The following is a 16,004-nucleotide window of genomic DNA, read 5'->3' as shown; positions in this document are numbered from 1 at the left end:
GATGACTGCTAACAGGGCCGATCGAAACAAACGATCGGCCCCCGAGAACTGACCACGATGACACAATACACAGAGCATTATTTTAGTGAGAAATATCACCTCACCGCACCACACTCTGAGGTAGTGGAGGCGCTGAGGTACCTTGACGGAGGAAGAGCGCTGGATGTCGGCTGCGGAAGCGGGCGCAATACACTGTTTCTGAACAGCAAGGGCTTTGAGGTCACGGCATGGGACAAAAATCCGGACAGTCTGTCACGGCTGAATCAGATCATTGCGGCAGAGAATCTGAGCGGTATTCATACTGCAGAACAGGATCTCAACACGCTGCGTTTTAACGGTGCCTATGAGCTGGTTCTGTCCACCGTTGTGATGATGTTCCTTCAGCCGGAAACGATCCCTCAGCTGATTGCCGATATGCAGGCCAGCACGGTCAGGGATGGGTACAACCTGATTGTCGCCGCGATGGATACACCGGACTACCCCTGCAATCAGGGTTTCCCTTTTGCCTTTCAGTCGGGTGAACTGAGCCACTACTACCGTAAGTGGCATATCGTTAAGTACAACGAAAATGTCGGCCAGTTGCACAGAGTCGATGAAAACGGTGATCGCATTGCCCTGCGTTTTGCTACGCTGCTTGCTCAGAAAGGCAGTATCAAAGCCTGATCCCGTTGCGGGGTCGTTGTGCATAAGCCAGCTCGGTCAGAGGGACGGGGGAACCAATAATGTCCCCCTGCAGATAGTCGACGCCCAGTTTGCGCAGGGCCTCTGCGTTTTCTTCAGAATCCACGCAGCCTGCAACAATCTGCATACGCTTCAGCCGGGCGACCACACAAATTGATTCAATAATCTGATAATCCAGACTGTTGCACAGCATGTTGCGCACAAAGCTGCCGTCAATTTTCAGCATATCAACCTGCACCAGTTTCAGGCGTGAATAGCTGGCGTAGCCGGTACCAAAATCGTCGATGGCCACCCGACATCCCAGCTGACGGAGTTGGGCTATCGAACGGTTACCCCAACTGTGATCGGTCAGCATGGGTGACTCCTCCACCTCAATAATCAGCTGCCACGGTTCGATACCATTGACTTTCAGGCGTAAGGCTATTTCCTCAACAAACTGCGGACGACACAGCGTAGCGGCAAACAGGTTGACGGCCAGCCTGATACCGGGAAGCTGCTCGCTGTGGCGCTGAATAAAGGCCAGCGCCTGATCCAGCATCATGCTATCAACGTCCCACGTCAGACCAAACTCATGTACGACAGGTAAAAAACTCTGCGGATTGATCTGCTCCCCCTGCTCGTTGACCATTCTCAGCAGAATTTCATAATAGTCATCACCGCGCACCCCGCGTATCTTTTGTGCCAGCAGGCGAATACCGGCATGCTGCAGCGCCCACTGAACATCATGCAGCATGGCCAGTTTTCCGGTGATCTGCTGCTGTGCAGGGACATTGGTCTTCTGCTGCATATTTTCCGCATGACCGCTCTGCAGCGATATTTCCGCCCTGGCACTCATCTCTCCCAGCAGTTCATACAAATACTGTACGGGCGGGATGACCGTACAGTAGCTGATCCCCACATCAGGGTGGATTGGCAGGCCGTCCCAACTCAGCTGATAATCCTTTAGCCGGGCCTCCAGGCGTTCAATTCGCGGCTGATGACCTGCCATTTCAAGCCGCAAGACAAGATCGAAACCGGGCAATTGATAGATATCTTCTCCCGGTTGTAAACACGGTTGCAGATGAACAGCCAGACTGCGTTTGTACTGAATACGCAGTTGAAGGCCGTAAGTACGGCTCAGGCGATCCAGATCGGGAATACGCAGGAAGCACAGTGCTGAACCTGAACTGACGGCAAGATCCTGCCCTAATGCACGTAAATTGGGCAGGCCGATCACCGGATCGGTGAGCGCCATCTCCCGGGCTTTCGCCAGCAGCCTACGCTGCCGGGTGCTGATGGCTGACATGAGCAGAATGGTCAGTGTAAAGACCAGCAGGTTCGCCGATACCACCGCCAAATCATGGGGTTCAACGGCAGGATCCATAAAACGGTCGTGAAGCTGATACAGAACAACCAGCAGGGCGCCCCAGGAGACAGAAGTAAACAGATAGCCAAAACGTAACGCGCTCCACAGCATCAGCGGCAGTAAAAAGGGAATGCCATACTCAGTGGTCAGCAGGTTATCAGGGGTATGTTTAAACTGCGTCAGCATGGTCACAGACATCATGAGCAGTACCACCCAGGCCAACCATTCGCGCAAGGTTGCCGTCGGGGAGAACTCCTGTTTACAGCGCGCTTTTGCTATAGAAAAAAAACGTGGGTTACGCACAATGCGGATGACAAAGTAGAACATCTGCACCATTGCGATTGAAGACAATAGCGTTGACTGATAATTCAGCAGGGTTTGCAGTGAAAATGAGTTACGTACAAAAATAGAATTGATCTCAGGCAGAATACCTAAGGGCATCATGGCCTGGATAAACAGCGTAAACAGCGTGGGCACGGCAAATGCCAGCCAGAACAGACGCCGGCCAACCTGGGTTAAATCACCAAAACTGATGCCCCAGCGTTTTTTTGTCTGGCTGCGATATCCTCCCCAACATAGCGTTAACGTCACCATAAAAATGGCGATAATGACTATCGCCTGAGGGGCGGTGTAGCTGGAAAAATAGTGCCAGCATAGCGCGGCAAAAATACCCGGCAGCGCTGCCCAGTCAAAGACCATCAGCATGGCGATCATCATCGCCAATGGCAGGTAGATCAGGTACACATAGCCGTCAGGTAACCATAGCCGTACCGAAAGCGTGGCAGCCAGTGGCATCAGGAGCAACGCCAGCAGAAATGGCAGCCCCCACCAGTAATGGGTAAATTTTGTCAGCAACACCGATTTTTTCATTGAGTTATTATGTAGTCTAAAATGAATTTGCAGGTTTTATTCTTAGATGATCAGCTATTCATCGCTTATCAATTAGAAGGCTTTGTTAAATCTTGCGCTATAGTAGAGGTTAAATCTCACAATAAATTGATTTAAGTCAATTTTGCTGTAATTGCGTTGATAGACAGCCGATTGAGTTAATGCTTCATTTAACAATAAAAAGCGCGTTTCGCCCGCCCTGTTGCTCCCCGCTGTGGCCCTTTTTCTCATTGACCTTCCCACCTGATTTGTGCGTAAATTAGCCACCGCCCTTTGGGTATACTTCAGGAAAAACTGCGTGAACAGCGCTATGTCATTCAGAAAACGTCAAAAAACAGGTCGCATGACCCGAGTTATTTTACTGGTCAGCTTTATTATATTATTAGGACGCCTGATTTATGTCGTTCCCGGTGCTATTGAGCATCATCAGCAGAAAAAAAATCCGCCTGCGGTTCCTGTCACCGTCGTTAACGATAAATAGCCACTGCCCGCCGGGCATGTTAACAGACGCTTTTCGGAGCTTTTGCCGCCCCGCTTGTGCCTGAAATCAGCTAAACTATAGCCTCGTTTCGTCTTCCTCTTTTAGCCAGACAAAAGGATGTTGTATGTCTGTAGCGCATTCCCATGTTCAGCAGTTGGCTGAAATTCGTAGCCGTATTCTTAATCTGCTGCTGAATGATAAAGATCTTGTCGATACCCTACACGAGCGCCCGCTGCGTGAGTCTGCCGCTGAAGCAGAAGCGCATCGTGAGCAGGTGGCGGAGATCCAGCGGACCCTCCCCCTGCTGCATGCGGCCGATATTGCAGACCTGCTGGAAGCGCTCCCGGAAGATGAGCGCCTGGCACTGTGGCGTCTGATTGGTAATGACCGCCGGGGCCGTGTACTGGTTGAGGCCTCTGAAAACGTCTGGGAAAGCCTGATAGAAGAAATGAGCGATCGCGACCTGCTGCGCGCCATCGCCCCGCTGGATATTGATGACCAGGCTTATCTGGCAAAATACCTTTCCCGTGATTTAACCGGCCGCCTGCTGACCTCTCTCGATCCGGAACTGCGCTCCCGTGTGCTGGATGTGATGCATTTCGACCGGGACCGGGTTGGCCGCATCATGGATTTCAAAATGGTGACGGTGCGTGCGGATGTCACGCTGGCAACCGTACAGCGCTTCCTGCGCAGTAAAAAAACCATCCCGGAGGGAACGGACAAACTGTTTGTTACCGGAAAAAATAACAAACTCCTTGGCGAACTCCCGCTGACTGAAATTCTGCTGAACACCCCGGAAAAGCAGGTTTCAGACGTCATGAATACCAAACCCACCACCTTCCTGATTGATGATAAAGCCGAAGATGCTGCCGGGGCGTTCGAACGTTACAACCTGATCTCTGCTGCGGTTATCGATGCCAAAGGCAAGCTGATGGGCCGTGTCACCATCGAAGATGTGATCGACCTGGTGAATGAAGAGAACGACAGCAACATTCGTAAAATGGGTGGCGTTAACCCGGAAGAGGATGTCTTCGCGCCGGTACGCAAATCAGTGCGCACCCGCTGGGCCTGGCTGGCCATCAATCTGTGTACCGCGTTTATTGCCTCGCGGGTGATTGGTATGTTTGAGGAAACCATTTCTCAGCTGGTCGCGCTGGCAGCGCTGATGCCTATCGTCGCCGGGATCGGCGGCAATACCGGTAATCAGACCATCACCATGATCGTGCGTGCACTGGCCCTGCACCAGGTCGAGCCGGGCAACTTTTCCTTCCTGATTGGTCGTGAACTGGGCGTTGCCTTAATTAATGGCGTGTTCTGGGGCGGGATCATGGGCGGCGTGACCTGGGCGATGTACGGCAATCCGGCCCTCGGCGGTGTCATGATGCTGGCGATGGTACTTAATCTGCTGCTGGCTGCGCTGATGGGGGTGCTGATACCGCTTATGATGACCAAATTAAAACGCGATCCGGCCGTCGGTTCCAGCGTCCTTATCACCGCGCTGACGGACACCGGTGGCTTTTTTATCTTCCTCGGCCTTGCCACCCTGTTCCTGATCCACTGACTGTTAAGAAAGTACGCGCATTGTTATAAAATGATAATTAATGGTTATTATTGTGATTCATAACGCAGAAAACTCCCTCCTCAGCGCCTAATCTAACAAAAAATAACAAACCTTCTCGTTATTTCCCCCCTCCCGGGGCTCAGGATTGCCTGGGCCCCGGGACAGGATAACTGTTGCCTGAATAAAGGACATCGCCCTGCTCTTTAGCCGAAAAGGAAGCTCTATGAACTCACCCAACGCCGTTATCTCTTCTTCTGTGGTCAGCGACAGAGAAGAGAATGCCTGGAAACGTGCCGTCTGGCGCATCCTGCCGATCCTGACGGTAAGCTATATTTTTGCCTACCTCGACCGGATTAACGTCGGCATCGCCAAACTGCAAATGTCCAGCGACCTGGCTTTTTCTGAAACCGTCTACGGACTGGGTGCCGGGATTTTCTTTATAGGTTTTTTCTTCTTCCAGGTCCCCAGTAATATCGCGCTGCACCGCTTTGGTGCCCGTCGCCTGCTGGCGGGACTGCTGGCGTCCTGGGCGATTATCGCTCCGCTGACTGCGCTGGTTTCCACCCCCTTCCAGTTTTATGCCGTGCGTTTCCTGCTCGGCCTGACAGAGTCCGGATTTTACCCCGGGGTGATCCTCTACCTCTCCCTGTGGTTCCCCTCTTACCGTCGCGGAAAAATGTTTGCTCTGTTTGCTGCTGCCGTGCCGCTATCAGGGCTGCTGGGCGGCCCTCTCTCCGGCTGGATTATGGAATATTTCCATAACGCTCACGGTCTGGCCGGCTGGAAGTGGCTGTTTATTATTCAGGGCACCCCCTCTCTGCTGATTGGCATTCTGGTGTTCTTCCTGCTGCCCGACCGGATTGAAAACGCCCGCTGGCTGAGCGCAGAAGAGAAAGTCATGCTGCGTACCCGCCTGCAGGAAGACGCCGTGCAGGACGCCACAGCTGAGCAGGCGACGATGAGCAGCGTCCTGCGAAACGGCAAGCTGTGGCTGTTAACCTTTATCTATTTTTGCCTGATCGCCGGGTTTTATACCGTCAGCTTCTGGCTGCCGACGCTGGTGCGCAACGCCGGGGTGGAGGATGTCTTCACCGTCGGTCTGCTGACGACGATCCCGTATGCCGCGGCGATTGTCACGATGATCGTCGCCTCGCGCAGCGCCGACCGCCACCGTGAACGCCGCTGGCACCTGGCGGGCATTGCCGTGCTCAGCGGTGTCGGGATGGTGATATCTGCCCTTTACAGCGACAACCTGGTTATCGCCATGTTTGGCCTGACGCTGGGCGCGGCGGGAGGGCTGAGTACCCTGCCCCTGTTCTGGAGCCTGCCGACGGCTTTCCTCGGCGGCACCATGGCAGCCGTCGGTATCGCGCTGATTAACTCTTTTGGTAACCTGGCCGGATTTGTCGCCCCTTACCTGATGGGCATTCTGACCGACCTTACACACTCTACGCTGACCGGCATGATGATTATCTCCTGCACGCTGTTCGTGGGCGCGGCGGCCATCTTTTTCATTCCCGGTCGCATCGTCAACCGCTAACATCAATGAGGAACACTATGAATATCGTTGTCACCGGCGCAGCCGGATTCCTGGGAAAAAAACTGCTTCAGGCCCTGCTGGCAAAAGGATCGCTGAACGATGCCTACGGGCAACCGCAGGTCATTAAGCAGATCACGGCCATTGATATCATCCCGGTCAGCGGCATTGAAGACCCGCGCCTCATCGTACGCTGTGGGGACATCAGCAGCCGTAGCGAACTGGAAACCCTGATTGATGCGCGAACGGACAGCGTTTTTCATCTGGCAGCTATCGTCTCCGGGCAGGCTGAACAGGACTTCGACCTGGGAATGAAGATTAACGTGGATGCCGCCCGTCAGATTATGGAAAGGCTGCGTGCTTTACCGCAGTGCGTGCGCCTGGTCACCACCAGCTCCGTCGCGGTGTTTGGCGGGGCGCTACCCGACAAAGTGCCGGACGACCAGGTGTGGAGGCCGCAGAGCTCTTACGGCACGCAGAAAGCCATCAATGACCTGCTCCTGTCTGATTACAGCCGCAGGGGATTCCTGGATGGACGCAGCCTGCGTATGCCCACCATTGTTGTGCGTCCGGGGAAACCGAACGCTGCTGCCTCCAGCTTTGCCAGCGGTATTATTCGCGAACCGCTCAACGGTGAGAAGGCTAACTGCCCAGTCAGCCCGGCCACCCGGCTGTGGCTGATGTCTCCGGCCAGAGCGGTACAGGCGCTGATCCTCGGCCATGAACTGAAAAGCGCAGACCTGGATCAGGGGCGGGTGATCAATCTGAACGGACTGTCAGTGACCGTAGAGGAAATGCTGGCTTCGCTCCGGCGTATCAGCGGTGAAGAGGTGCTTTCCCGCATCAGCTATCAGCCTGACCAGGCCATTATCAACATCGTCAACTCCTGGCCGGGCGATTTCCACGCCAGCTATGCCCATCGCCTGGGCTTCAGGGCAAATGACTCATTTGATGAGATGGTCAGGGAGTATCTGGCGGAGAGTGATGCCGCGTAATCGCTTTGCTCAGATTGAGTTTTAACGCGGCGGCAGCGGTTTCCTGAATATGCCCGGGAACGCGATAGCCGCCGCGCTGGCTCAGCCATGTCAGCACCTCGGCAAGATGCCAGATGGTCGCCGCCCCTTCATGCACCGGTGGTGGAAAAGTCAGGTAGTGTGTCAGCATCAGCTTGCGCATATTTTGCCGGGTCACCCCAATCAGATCGGCCACGTCCGTCAGGCCCACATAATCCGGTGAGACTTCAAACAGGCGGGCCGCCGGCATCACCGTATTAATCTGCTGTAAAGCGCTCTCCATTGCCTGACCTGCCGATGGCGCTTCACGAATAAACTCCAGCGCCATTCGTCCCGGAATACCGAGGCCAATCAGGGCATCCTCACAGCCCGCCGTCGCCAGACGTTCAACCAGTACGTCAGCAAACGGTGCCTGGTCAGCTAGCTGATATTTCAGTGTAAACGTGTATTCCATGGCAGCTGAGTCCTTCCATTGCTTTGAAATTGCTGGCGCAGTGTGCAGTGATCGACCACCCGTCTGAGCTGTTTTGCGTGATTCACTGCATTTTTGGGCGTACACCACACGCAGCAAATACAAAACTCCCCTGCGGCGGGAAGGTCAAGAAGCCGTCAGGTCAGATCCCGGGATTTTCTTTTTGCAGATTGTCCTCACCCAAACCGCCGATAAAGGGTAAGCGCATCTGGAGCGGCGCGAAACCGAGCCCCAGATTCAGCCCCAGCACGTTAATTTCAATGCCCTCCTGAGCGCCGAGCGTGACCGCCGCCACCCCCAGCACTGACACCTGAACCCCGCGTCCGGAAGGCGGCAGCCCAATCGGGTTAAGCAGAGAGCGATAGTCTTTACCGATCGCGTTAGCGGGCAAATTCAGCTTTAACGCCGGGACTTCCCGCCCGATATGCGCCAGGAAAGTATTGCTGTTGGGGCCAGGCCAGGCATGGTAGGTCCGTGGCCAGGGATAAGAGACAATCGCCGTCACGATCTGAGGGATCATCGCTTCCGCCTCTGCCCCCCGGTGTTCCACCAGCAGACGGGGACGTGCACCGTACCAGTAGGCATCAGGTAAATTACTGTTTCGCCGTACTTTATCTTCGCTTCCCCAGCTAATCACCTCATAACGGGTATAGCGGGTTTCGCCGGCACGTTTATAGATAATCCACGGGTGTACGGCCACCGCCCCCTTCCAGCCATAGGTCGGGGCGGCATAGACCTGCACAATAGCCAGACGGGCAAAGCGCTGGGGGTCGGGGGCCTGCCCGGAGGCGTCGCGCCGTGCCGTCGCCCAGCCCCCCTGTCCGCCGGTCTCATGATGGCGCGTGGCCGCAGTCAGGCTGGCTCCCAGTGACAGCAGCATAATGCAGAGCACAATCAGGCTCAGGGCTTTCAGTGAGAACATAATGGGGCTTTCCTGGCAATGAGGGTTTACCAGCATACCTTAATGTACGGGGATACGCAGTGCCCGGAGGATCCACGCCCCGGATGGGGGTTTACACGCGTCCTCATCACGTTAAGATAACGGGCAATGACAGGGAGGACAGCATGAATATTACCGTATCAGACTGTGTGTCGCTTGCCGCGTTCATTGTCTCTATCGTCAGTTTACGTTATGCGAAACAACAGCATCAGCAGTCCAGGATCGCCACACACAATGATTACCGTTCCTACCTTGCTGAACAGCACGCCCCCTACCGTCAGGCGCTAAAAAAGATTCGCCAGCAGCACAAAGAACAGATTGCCCACCTCAGCAGCCTGGCAGGCACGACGCTGACCGACGTCGTACAGCAGTACGATGAATATGATCTCAACAATCACACGCCGCGTTATTTACGCCACCTGCTGCATGAAAGTGCCGGGATGATTTTTTGGGCATTCCGTGGCCAGCTCGGCTGGCAAACTGCAGAAAACCTGACCTGGCGGCTGGCATCGTTTATTCATATTGAAGACCAGCTCCCGCTGCCAGAGCATCGCTCAGGGGATGCCGATTTCAGGGAGCGCTCACAGCAAAAATACCGTTCCGATCCCAATCATCTTCTTGAAAACGATCTGAAAAAAGAGGCTTATTTTTGCGATCTGGTCTGGGAATTAAAATCACGTATCGATCCGCAAAGACATGCAGAGCTGTTGTTAACCCTGCAACGTGATATTGATCCTTTACGAACCGGGCTTGCCAGACTGCAACCTCAATTTGCGGCAAGCGCAGCGATCCTTGAGGAGATGCTTGCAGAAGGCATTACTGAACACTTTTCACTGACCGAGTCCGGGGAACTGTATCAGGCGATGAAAAAATACACCGCAACACTGAAGACGTTGAGCCAACTCAGGTTTCAGGACGTCAGTGAACAATATGCCGATAAATACCCGAACGCCGTTTCCCTCAGCATTCATACCTGCGCCGTACTGCATATGATCCAGAGCGTTTCTCTGTGGGGAGATGAGGCATAATACTATGATAATCCCGCAACTCCGGAGCAGATGAATGCGCTATGAATTTACCGAGGTCCTTAACGACCTGATTGACTATTTTCTGCTGGGTGACATTCGCCTGCTGCAAAAATTTAAACAGGATAACGGGCTCGGTGATGACCTGGCTGCCGAATTTATCAGCAACACCAGCGCAGACAGGGCGGTAGAGAGCGGCATCGTCATTCCCCTGGCGGGCATTGAAAATTATCCGTACACAATTATTTTCTCCCTGTCGAATGACACCCCGGAGCTGCTTAAACCGGAGAGCCGTTTGCAACTCCGGCGCGGCGGTTATCTATTACAGGTTGAAAACCGGCGTGTTCTCCTGTTCACATGGCGGATCCTGCAAAACTTTACCGATTCGGAAATCAGCTTACTTCAGCAACTTTATGATGAATCTGGCCGGCCACAAATCGAGGTCGAAAATGGCCTTTATGATGTGGAGATCCTCGGCGGTGAAGTGCTCAGAGACGGGTACTATGAGCCTGCTTTTGAGTTTGTATTCAAGAAAACGACACGTACGCATACGACGCCAGACGTCGATAGCAGCTATCGATTTACCCTCGACAGCGATACCTATTAATCATCCAGAGGCCATATCAGCTATGCATTCAGATCCCCATCCTTCTGCTGCCGCCAGCGACCTGCCTCCACTGGTCTGGCCCGAATTTACCGATAACAGTGCACGACTGGACTGGTGGCGCAGCTGCGTCCAGGCCTGGCTGGCACAATGGGACAATCCTTCCCCCCCGACCCCGGTCAGCGCCAGTGAGATCAGCGCACTCGAAGCGCGTCTGGGCTGCCCCCTTCCCCCGTTACTCCATACCTACCACCAGCAGATTGGCGTGCTGGACCTGGCGGAAACGCTGTGCAGCGTGGCCCCCGCCAAATACGCCAGCATTGAACCGCTGCATAACGCCTATCCCGGCATTAGTGACATTCTGGAAGATGCCCCCGATGCCGATGCGCTTTGGGCGCTGGTTAACCGGCTGGTGGTCTTCGGTGACTATCTGGGTAACGGCAATATGTGGTGCTTTCATGTTGAGACTGGCGAGGTGTGGTACTTCGATCACGACAGCTCGCCGATGCTGACGCAGATCTTCAGCGACGTCGGTCAGTATCTCGACGTGCTGATGTTTGTCTGCCTGCTGGCGGTTCACGGCGAAGAGGACAATGAGGAGCTGCTGCGTGAGCATCTGGGCGATGCCATCGTGGATAAGTGGATGTACTGAGGAGAAAACCTTATTCCTGAATAACAAAAAAGCCCGCAAGTGCGGGCTTTTTCAATGGCGCTAGCCGTTGCTTATCGCAACATCGACTGCGGGGTTATTCCCACTCAATCGTCGCCGGTGGCTTACCGGAGATATCGTAAACCACGCGGGAAATACCGTCGATTTCATTGATAATGCGGTTAGAAACGCGGCCCAGGAAGTCGTACGGCAGGTGCGCCCAGTGTGCAGTCATAAAGTCGATGGTCTCGACGGCACGCAGGGAAACCACCCAGTCGTACTTACGGCCATCGCCCATCACACCGACGGAACGTACCGGCAGGAAGACGGTGAAAGCCTGGCTGACCTTGTTGTACAGGTCGGCTTTATGCAGCTCTTCAATGAAGATCGCATCGGCACGACGCAGCAGGTCACAGTACTCTTTCTTCACTTCACCCAGCACGCGCACACCCAGGCCCGGGCCCGGGAACGGGTGACGGAACAGCATGGCGTGCGGCAGGCCCAGCTCCAGGCCGATTTTACGCACTTCGTCTTTGAACAGCTCACGCAGCGGTTCAACCAGGCCCATCTTCATCTCTTTCGGCAGGCCACCGACGTTGTGGTGTGACTTGATGACATGCGCTTTGCCGGTGGCAGAAGCAGCAGACTCAATCACGTCAGGGTAAATGGTGCCCTGCGCCAGCCACTTCACGTCCTGCAGCTTCAGCGCCTGTTCGTCGAACACTTCGACAAACACGCGGCCGATGATTTTACGCTTGGCTTCCGGCTCGTCGGTGCCTGCCAACGCGTCAAGGAAGCGTTTTTCGCCTTCTACATGGATGATATTCAGACCAAAGTGGTCACCAAACATCTCCATCACCTGCTCGGCTTCGTTCAGGCGCAGCAGGCCATTATCAACAAAGACGCAGGTCAGACGGTCGCCAATGGCACGGTGCAGCAGCATCGCCGTCACCGAGGAGTCCACGCCGCCGGACAGGCCCAGAATGACTTTATCGTTGCCGACCTGCACACGCAGTCGTTCAACGGCATCTTCAATGATTTTCGCCGGGGTCCACAGGGCTTCACACTGGCAGATATCCAGCACGAAACGCTCCAGCAGACGCAGACCCTGACGGGTGTGTGTCACTTCCGGGTGGAACTGGACGCCGTAGAAGCGCTTCTCTTCGTTGGCCATAATGGCAAACGGGCAGGAGTCGGTGCTGGCAACGGTCACGAAGTCAGACGGGATCGCCGTGACTTTGTCGCCGTGGCTCATCCACACGTCCAGCAGCGGCTTGCCGGCCGGGCTGATCGCATCTTCGATGTCCCTGATCAGCGCGCTGTTGGTCTGTACTTCAACCTGGGCATAACCAAATTCACGTTCGCTGGAACCTTCCACCTTGCCACCCAGCTGCATTGCCATCGTCTGCATGCCATAGCACACGCCCAGTACCGGGACGCCTGCGTTAAACACGTAGTCCGGCGCACGCGGGCTGTCGTGCTCGGTGGTGCTTTCCGGGCCACCGGAAAGGATAATGCCGTTCGGGTTAAAACCACGAATCTGCTCTTCGGTGACGTCCCACGCCCACAGTTCACAGTAGACACCCAGTTCACGCACGCGGCGGGCAACCAGCTGCGTATACTGCGAACCGAAATCGAGGATCAGGATGCGATGTTTATGAATATTTTCCGTCGTCATTGGGCTATTCCAGGCGATGTAGTACAAAAATTTCGGGGATTATACCCTAAGGGCATATTAAAACGCCCGGCTGTTGAGCCGGGCGTGGGGTTATCAGGAACCCATACGGTAGTTCGGAGACTCTTTGGTAATGGTCACGTCGTGAACGTGGCTTTCCTGGATCCCGGCACCGCTGATGCGCACAAATTCCGCTTTGGTGCGCAACTCGTCGATGGTAGCACAACCGGTCAGACCCATACAGGAGCGCAGGCCACCCATCTGCTGGTGAACGATGGCTTTCAGGTAGCCTTTGTACGCCACGCGGCCTTCAATACCTTCCGGCACCAGTTTGTCCGCGGCATTATCGGTCTGGAAGTAACGGTCTGAAGAGCCTTTGGACATCGCGCCCAGCGAGCCCATCCCGCGATAAGACTTGAACGAACGGCCCTGGTAGAGTTCGATTTCACCCGGAGACTCATCGGTTCCCGCCAGCATTGAGCCCACCATCACGGCGGCCGCACCGGCGGCGATCGCTTTGGCGATGTCACCGGAGAAACGGATACCGCCGTCTGCGATAACCGGAATACCGGTGCCTTCCAGCGCTTCAACCGCATCAGAAACTGCGGTGATCTGCGGCACGCCCACGCCGGTCACGATGCGGGTCGTACAGATGGAGCCCGGGCCGATACCCACTTTCACCGCGCTCACGCCCGCTTCCACCAGCGCCAGTGCGCCCGCGCCGGTTGCCACGTTACCGCCGAGGATTTGCAGGTCAGGATATTTCGCACGGGTTTCACGGATGCGCTGCAGCACGCCTTCGGAATGGCCGTGAGAGGAGTCGATCAGCAGCACGTCAACGCCGGCGGCGACCAGCGCATCCACGCGCTCTTCGTTACCGGCACCCGCGCCCACGGCAGCACCGACGCGCAGGCGTCCGTGCTCATCTTTACAGGCGTTAGGTTTACGTTCGGCTTTCTGGAAGTCTTTTACGGTGATCATGCCCAGCAGGTGGAAGCTGTCGTCCACCACCAGCGCTTTTTCGACGCGCTTTTCGTGCATGCGGTGCAGCACCACTTCGCGCGCTTCACCCTCTTTCACCGTCACCAGACGCTCTTTCGGCGTCATCACGGCTGAAACCGGCAGGCTCAGGTCGGTGACGAAGCGCACGTCACGGCCGGTGATGATACCCACCAGTTCGTTTTCGCCGTTCACCACCGGGTAACCGGCAAAGCCATTACGTTCAGTGAGCGCTTTAACTTCGCTCAGGGCCGTGGTCGGTAACACCGTCTGCGGATCGGTCACCACGCCGCTTTCGTGTTTCTTCACCTTGCGAACTTCTTCCGCCTGGCGCTCAATGGACATATTTTTATGAATAAAGCCCAGGCCACCTTCCTGTGCCAGTGCAATGGCCAGACCCGCTTCGGTCACGGTATCCATAGCAGCGGACAACATCGGAATGTTCAGACGGATGGTTTTGGTAAGCTGGGTACTGAGGTCGGCCGTATTTGGCAGGACAGTCGAGTGGGCAGGAACGAGCAGAACGTCGTCAAATGTCAGGGCTTCTTTAGTGATTCTTAGCATGGCAATATCTCAACCTCAGGGTGAATGAGAACTTGTAAAATATTGCCGCGGCATTATACAGGGCGTAATCGATTGCCTCCAGCATTATTTTAAGAAAAATGCTTGATCCCCTGCGTGGGCCATGTAGTATCGGTTAATTAACCCTCTGATTTAAAGTTTGATCTTCATCACATGTCGCTACCGCCAACCGCCAATATTTTTACCGTCAGCCGTCTCAATACGACAGTGCGCAAGCTGCTGGAGATGGAAATGGGCCAGGTCTGGCTGAGCGCAGAGATCTCGAATTTCTCCCAGCCCTCTTCCGGCCACTGGTACTTCACCCTGAAGGATGATGGTGCCCAGGTACGCTGCGCGATGTTTCGCAACAGCAACCGCCGGGTGACCTTCCGCCCGCAGAATGGCCAGCAGGTTCTGGTGCGTGCCACCATCACCCTGTATGAGCCGCGCGGCGACTATCAGCTGATTGCCGAAAGTATGCAGCCCGCCGGAGAGGGGCTGCTACAGCAGCAGTTCGAACAGCTGAAGCAGCGTCTGATGTCAGAAGGTCTGTTTGAGCAAGGCCATAAACAGCCTCTGCCGGACCCGGCACATCAGGTTGGCGTTATCACCTCGGCCAGCGGTGCCGCGCTACACGACGTGCTACGCGTCCTGCAGCGACGCGACCCGTCCCTGCCGGTGGTGATCTACCCGACGTCCGTACAGGGCGCAGACGCGCCCTCAGGCATCGTACGGGCCATTGAGCTGGCAAACGCGCGCAATGAATGCGACGTGCTGATTGTCGGACGCGGCGGCGGATCGCTGGAAGATCTGTGGAGCTTTAACGACGAGCGCGTGGCGCGGGCAATTTATGCCAGCCGCATCCCCATCGTCAGCGCGGTCGGCCATGAAACCGATGTGACTATCGCGGATTTCGTCGCCGACCTGCGCGCCCCGACTCCTTCTGCGGCGGCAGAGCTGGTCAGCCGTAACCAGACAGAGCTGCTGCGTCAGCTTCTGTCCCAGCAGCAGCGGCTGGAAATGGCGATGGACTACTATCTTGCGCAGAAGCAGCGCACCTTTTCCCGCCTCCAGCATCGTCTGCAGCAGCAGCACCCGCAGCTGCGTCTGGCACGGCAGCAGACCGCGCTGCTGACGCTACAGCGCCGGCTGGATGATGCCATGCAGCTGAAACTGCGCCAGGCGACGCGCCAGCAGGAGCACGTGGACCTGCGCCTTCGCGCCATTCGCCCGGAAATGCGCATTCAGCGCGCCGGGCAGCAGCTACAGCAGTGGCAGTATCGCCTGCAGCAGGCCATGCAGCAGCAGCTCAACAGCAATAAACAGCGCTTTGGCAATCTTGCCGCGCAGCTTGAGGGCGTCAGCCCGCTGGCAACGCTGGCACGCGGTTTCAGCGTGACGACGGCCGCCGACGGTCAGGTGGTGAAAAAGACCCAACAGCTGCACCCCGGCGATACGCTGAAAACACGCCTGGATGACGGCTGGGTGGAAAGCGAAGTCACGGCCATCACCCCGGTGAAAAAACCGCGCAAACGCCGCTCCCCTGAATGACGGTTGAGACTGCCTGATAAGT

General features: G+C 55.7%; 14 protein-coding genes. 9 read left to right on the top strand and 5 right to left on the bottom strand.

The window, feature by feature from the left end:
* Window positions 1–57: 57 nt before the first annotated feature.
* Complete coding sequence (gene tehB, locus EPE01S_RS10835; RefSeq protein ID WP_062744727.1) at window positions 58–663, top strand: tellurite resistance methyltransferase TehB; 606 nt, start codon at window positions 58–60, stop codon at window positions 661–663.
* On the opposite strand, the gene EPE01S_RS10830 is transcribed toward tehB, so the two are convergent.
* Complete coding sequence (locus tag EPE01S_RS10830) at window positions 653–2,884, bottom strand: sensor domain-containing phosphodiesterase (RefSeq protein WP_255210144.1); 2,232 nt, start codon at window positions 2,882–2,884, stop codon at window positions 653–655. The genes tehB and EPE01S_RS10830 overlap by 11 nt on opposite strands.
* Window positions 2,885–3,212: 328 nt before the next feature.
* On the opposite strand from EPE01S_RS10830, the gene EPE01S_RS10825 reads away from it, so the two are divergent.
* The 4 genes from EPE01S_RS10825 (at window position 3,213) to denD (ending at window position 7,488) form a co-directional block, all read left to right on the top strand.
* On the top strand, window positions 3,213–3,395 hold the full coding sequence (locus EPE01S_RS10825; protein WP_062744722.1) for a YfgG family protein: 183 nt from the start codon (window positions 3,213–3,215) through the stop codon (window positions 3,393–3,395).
* A 124-nt stretch (window positions 3,396–3,519) separates the two neighbouring features.
* A complete protein-coding gene (gene mgtE, locus EPE01S_RS10820; RefSeq protein ID WP_062744719.1) occupies window positions 3,520–4,956 on the top strand; it encodes a magnesium transporter in 1,437 nt (478 codons plus the stop codon).
* 223 nt (window positions 4,957–5,179) lie between these two features.
* Entirely contained in the window at window positions 5,180–6,496 is a 1,317-nt protein-coding gene (locus EPE01S_RS10815) for an MFS transporter (RefSeq protein ID WP_062744717.1), read from the top strand.
* A gap of 17 nt (window positions 6,497–6,513) precedes the next feature.
* Window positions 6,514–7,488, top strand: coding sequence for a D-erythronate dehydrogenase (gene denD / locus EPE01S_RS10810; protein WP_062744714.1), 975 nt, complete (start codon window positions 6,514–6,516; stop codon window positions 7,486–7,488).
* Here the strand turns inward: denD and EPE01S_RS10805 are convergent.
* Complete coding sequence (locus EPE01S_RS10805) at window positions 7,454–7,960, bottom strand: helix-turn-helix transcriptional regulator (protein ID WP_062744711.1); 507 nt, start codon at window positions 7,958–7,960, stop codon at window positions 7,454–7,456. The genes denD and EPE01S_RS10805 overlap by 35 nt on opposite strands.
* Window positions 7,961–8,120: 160 nt before the next feature.
* Window positions 8,121–8,900: a DUF3750 domain-containing protein gene (locus EPE01S_RS10800; protein WP_062744708.1), complete on the bottom strand. Its 780-nt coding sequence runs from the start codon at window positions 8,898–8,900 to the stop codon at window positions 8,121–8,123.
* Window positions 8,901–9,043: 143 nt separating this feature from the next.
* Between EPE01S_RS10800 and EPE01S_RS10795 the strand changes: the two genes are divergently transcribed.
* From EPE01S_RS10795 to EPE01S_RS10785, 3 genes are read left to right on the top strand one after another with little or no spacing between them, the layout of a single operon-like run.
* Window positions 9,044–9,946, top strand: coding sequence for a hypothetical protein (locus EPE01S_RS10795; RefSeq protein WP_062744706.1), 903 nt, complete (start codon window positions 9,044–9,046; stop codon window positions 9,944–9,946).
* A gap of 34 nt (window positions 9,947–9,980) precedes the next feature.
* Window positions 9,981–10,550, top strand: a complete 570-nt coding sequence (locus EPE01S_RS10790) for a hypothetical protein (protein ID WP_062744704.1) — start codon at window positions 9,981–9,983, stop codon at window positions 10,548–10,550.
* A 22-nt stretch (window positions 10,551–10,572) separates the two neighbouring features.
* Window positions 10,573–11,199 carry an SMI1/KNR4 family protein gene (locus tag EPE01S_RS10785; RefSeq protein WP_062744702.1) on the top strand — a complete coding sequence of 209 codons (627 nt, stop codon included), beginning with the start codon at window positions 10,573–10,575 and terminating at the stop codon, window positions 11,197–11,199.
* Between the two features lie 94 nt (window positions 11,200–11,293).
* Here EPE01S_RS10785 and guaA read toward each other — a convergent pair whose 3' ends face one another.
* Together guaA and guaB are read right to left on the bottom strand one after the other, a co-directional pair.
* Window positions 11,294–12,874, bottom strand: a complete 1,581-nt coding sequence (guaA, locus tag EPE01S_RS10780) for a glutamine-hydrolyzing GMP synthase (protein ID WP_062744699.1) — start codon at window positions 12,872–12,874, stop codon at window positions 11,294–11,296.
* A 93-nt stretch (window positions 12,875–12,967) separates the two neighbouring features.
* On the bottom strand, window positions 12,968–14,434 hold the full coding sequence (guaB, locus tag EPE01S_RS10775; RefSeq protein ID WP_062744697.1) for an IMP dehydrogenase: 1,467 nt from the start codon (window positions 14,432–14,434) through the stop codon (window positions 12,968–12,970).
* A gap of 171 nt (window positions 14,435–14,605) precedes the next feature.
* Here guaB and xseA point away from each other — a divergent pair, with 171 nt between their 5' ends.
* On the top strand, window positions 14,606–15,982 hold the full coding sequence (gene xseA, locus EPE01S_RS10770; RefSeq protein ID WP_062744694.1) for an exodeoxyribonuclease VII large subunit: 1,377 nt from the start codon (window positions 14,606–14,608) through the stop codon (window positions 15,980–15,982).
* Window positions 15,983–16,004: the final 22 nt, after the last annotated feature.

Origin of the sequence: Erwinia persicina NBRC 102418 (assembly GCF_001571305.1) — a bacterium.
Classification (GTDB): Bacteria; Pseudomonadota; Gammaproteobacteria; order Enterobacterales; family Enterobacteriaceae; genus Erwinia; species Erwinia persicina.
The sequence above is the reverse complement of the archived record's forward strand: the minus strand, read 5'-3'. Positions and strand labels throughout refer to the sequence as shown.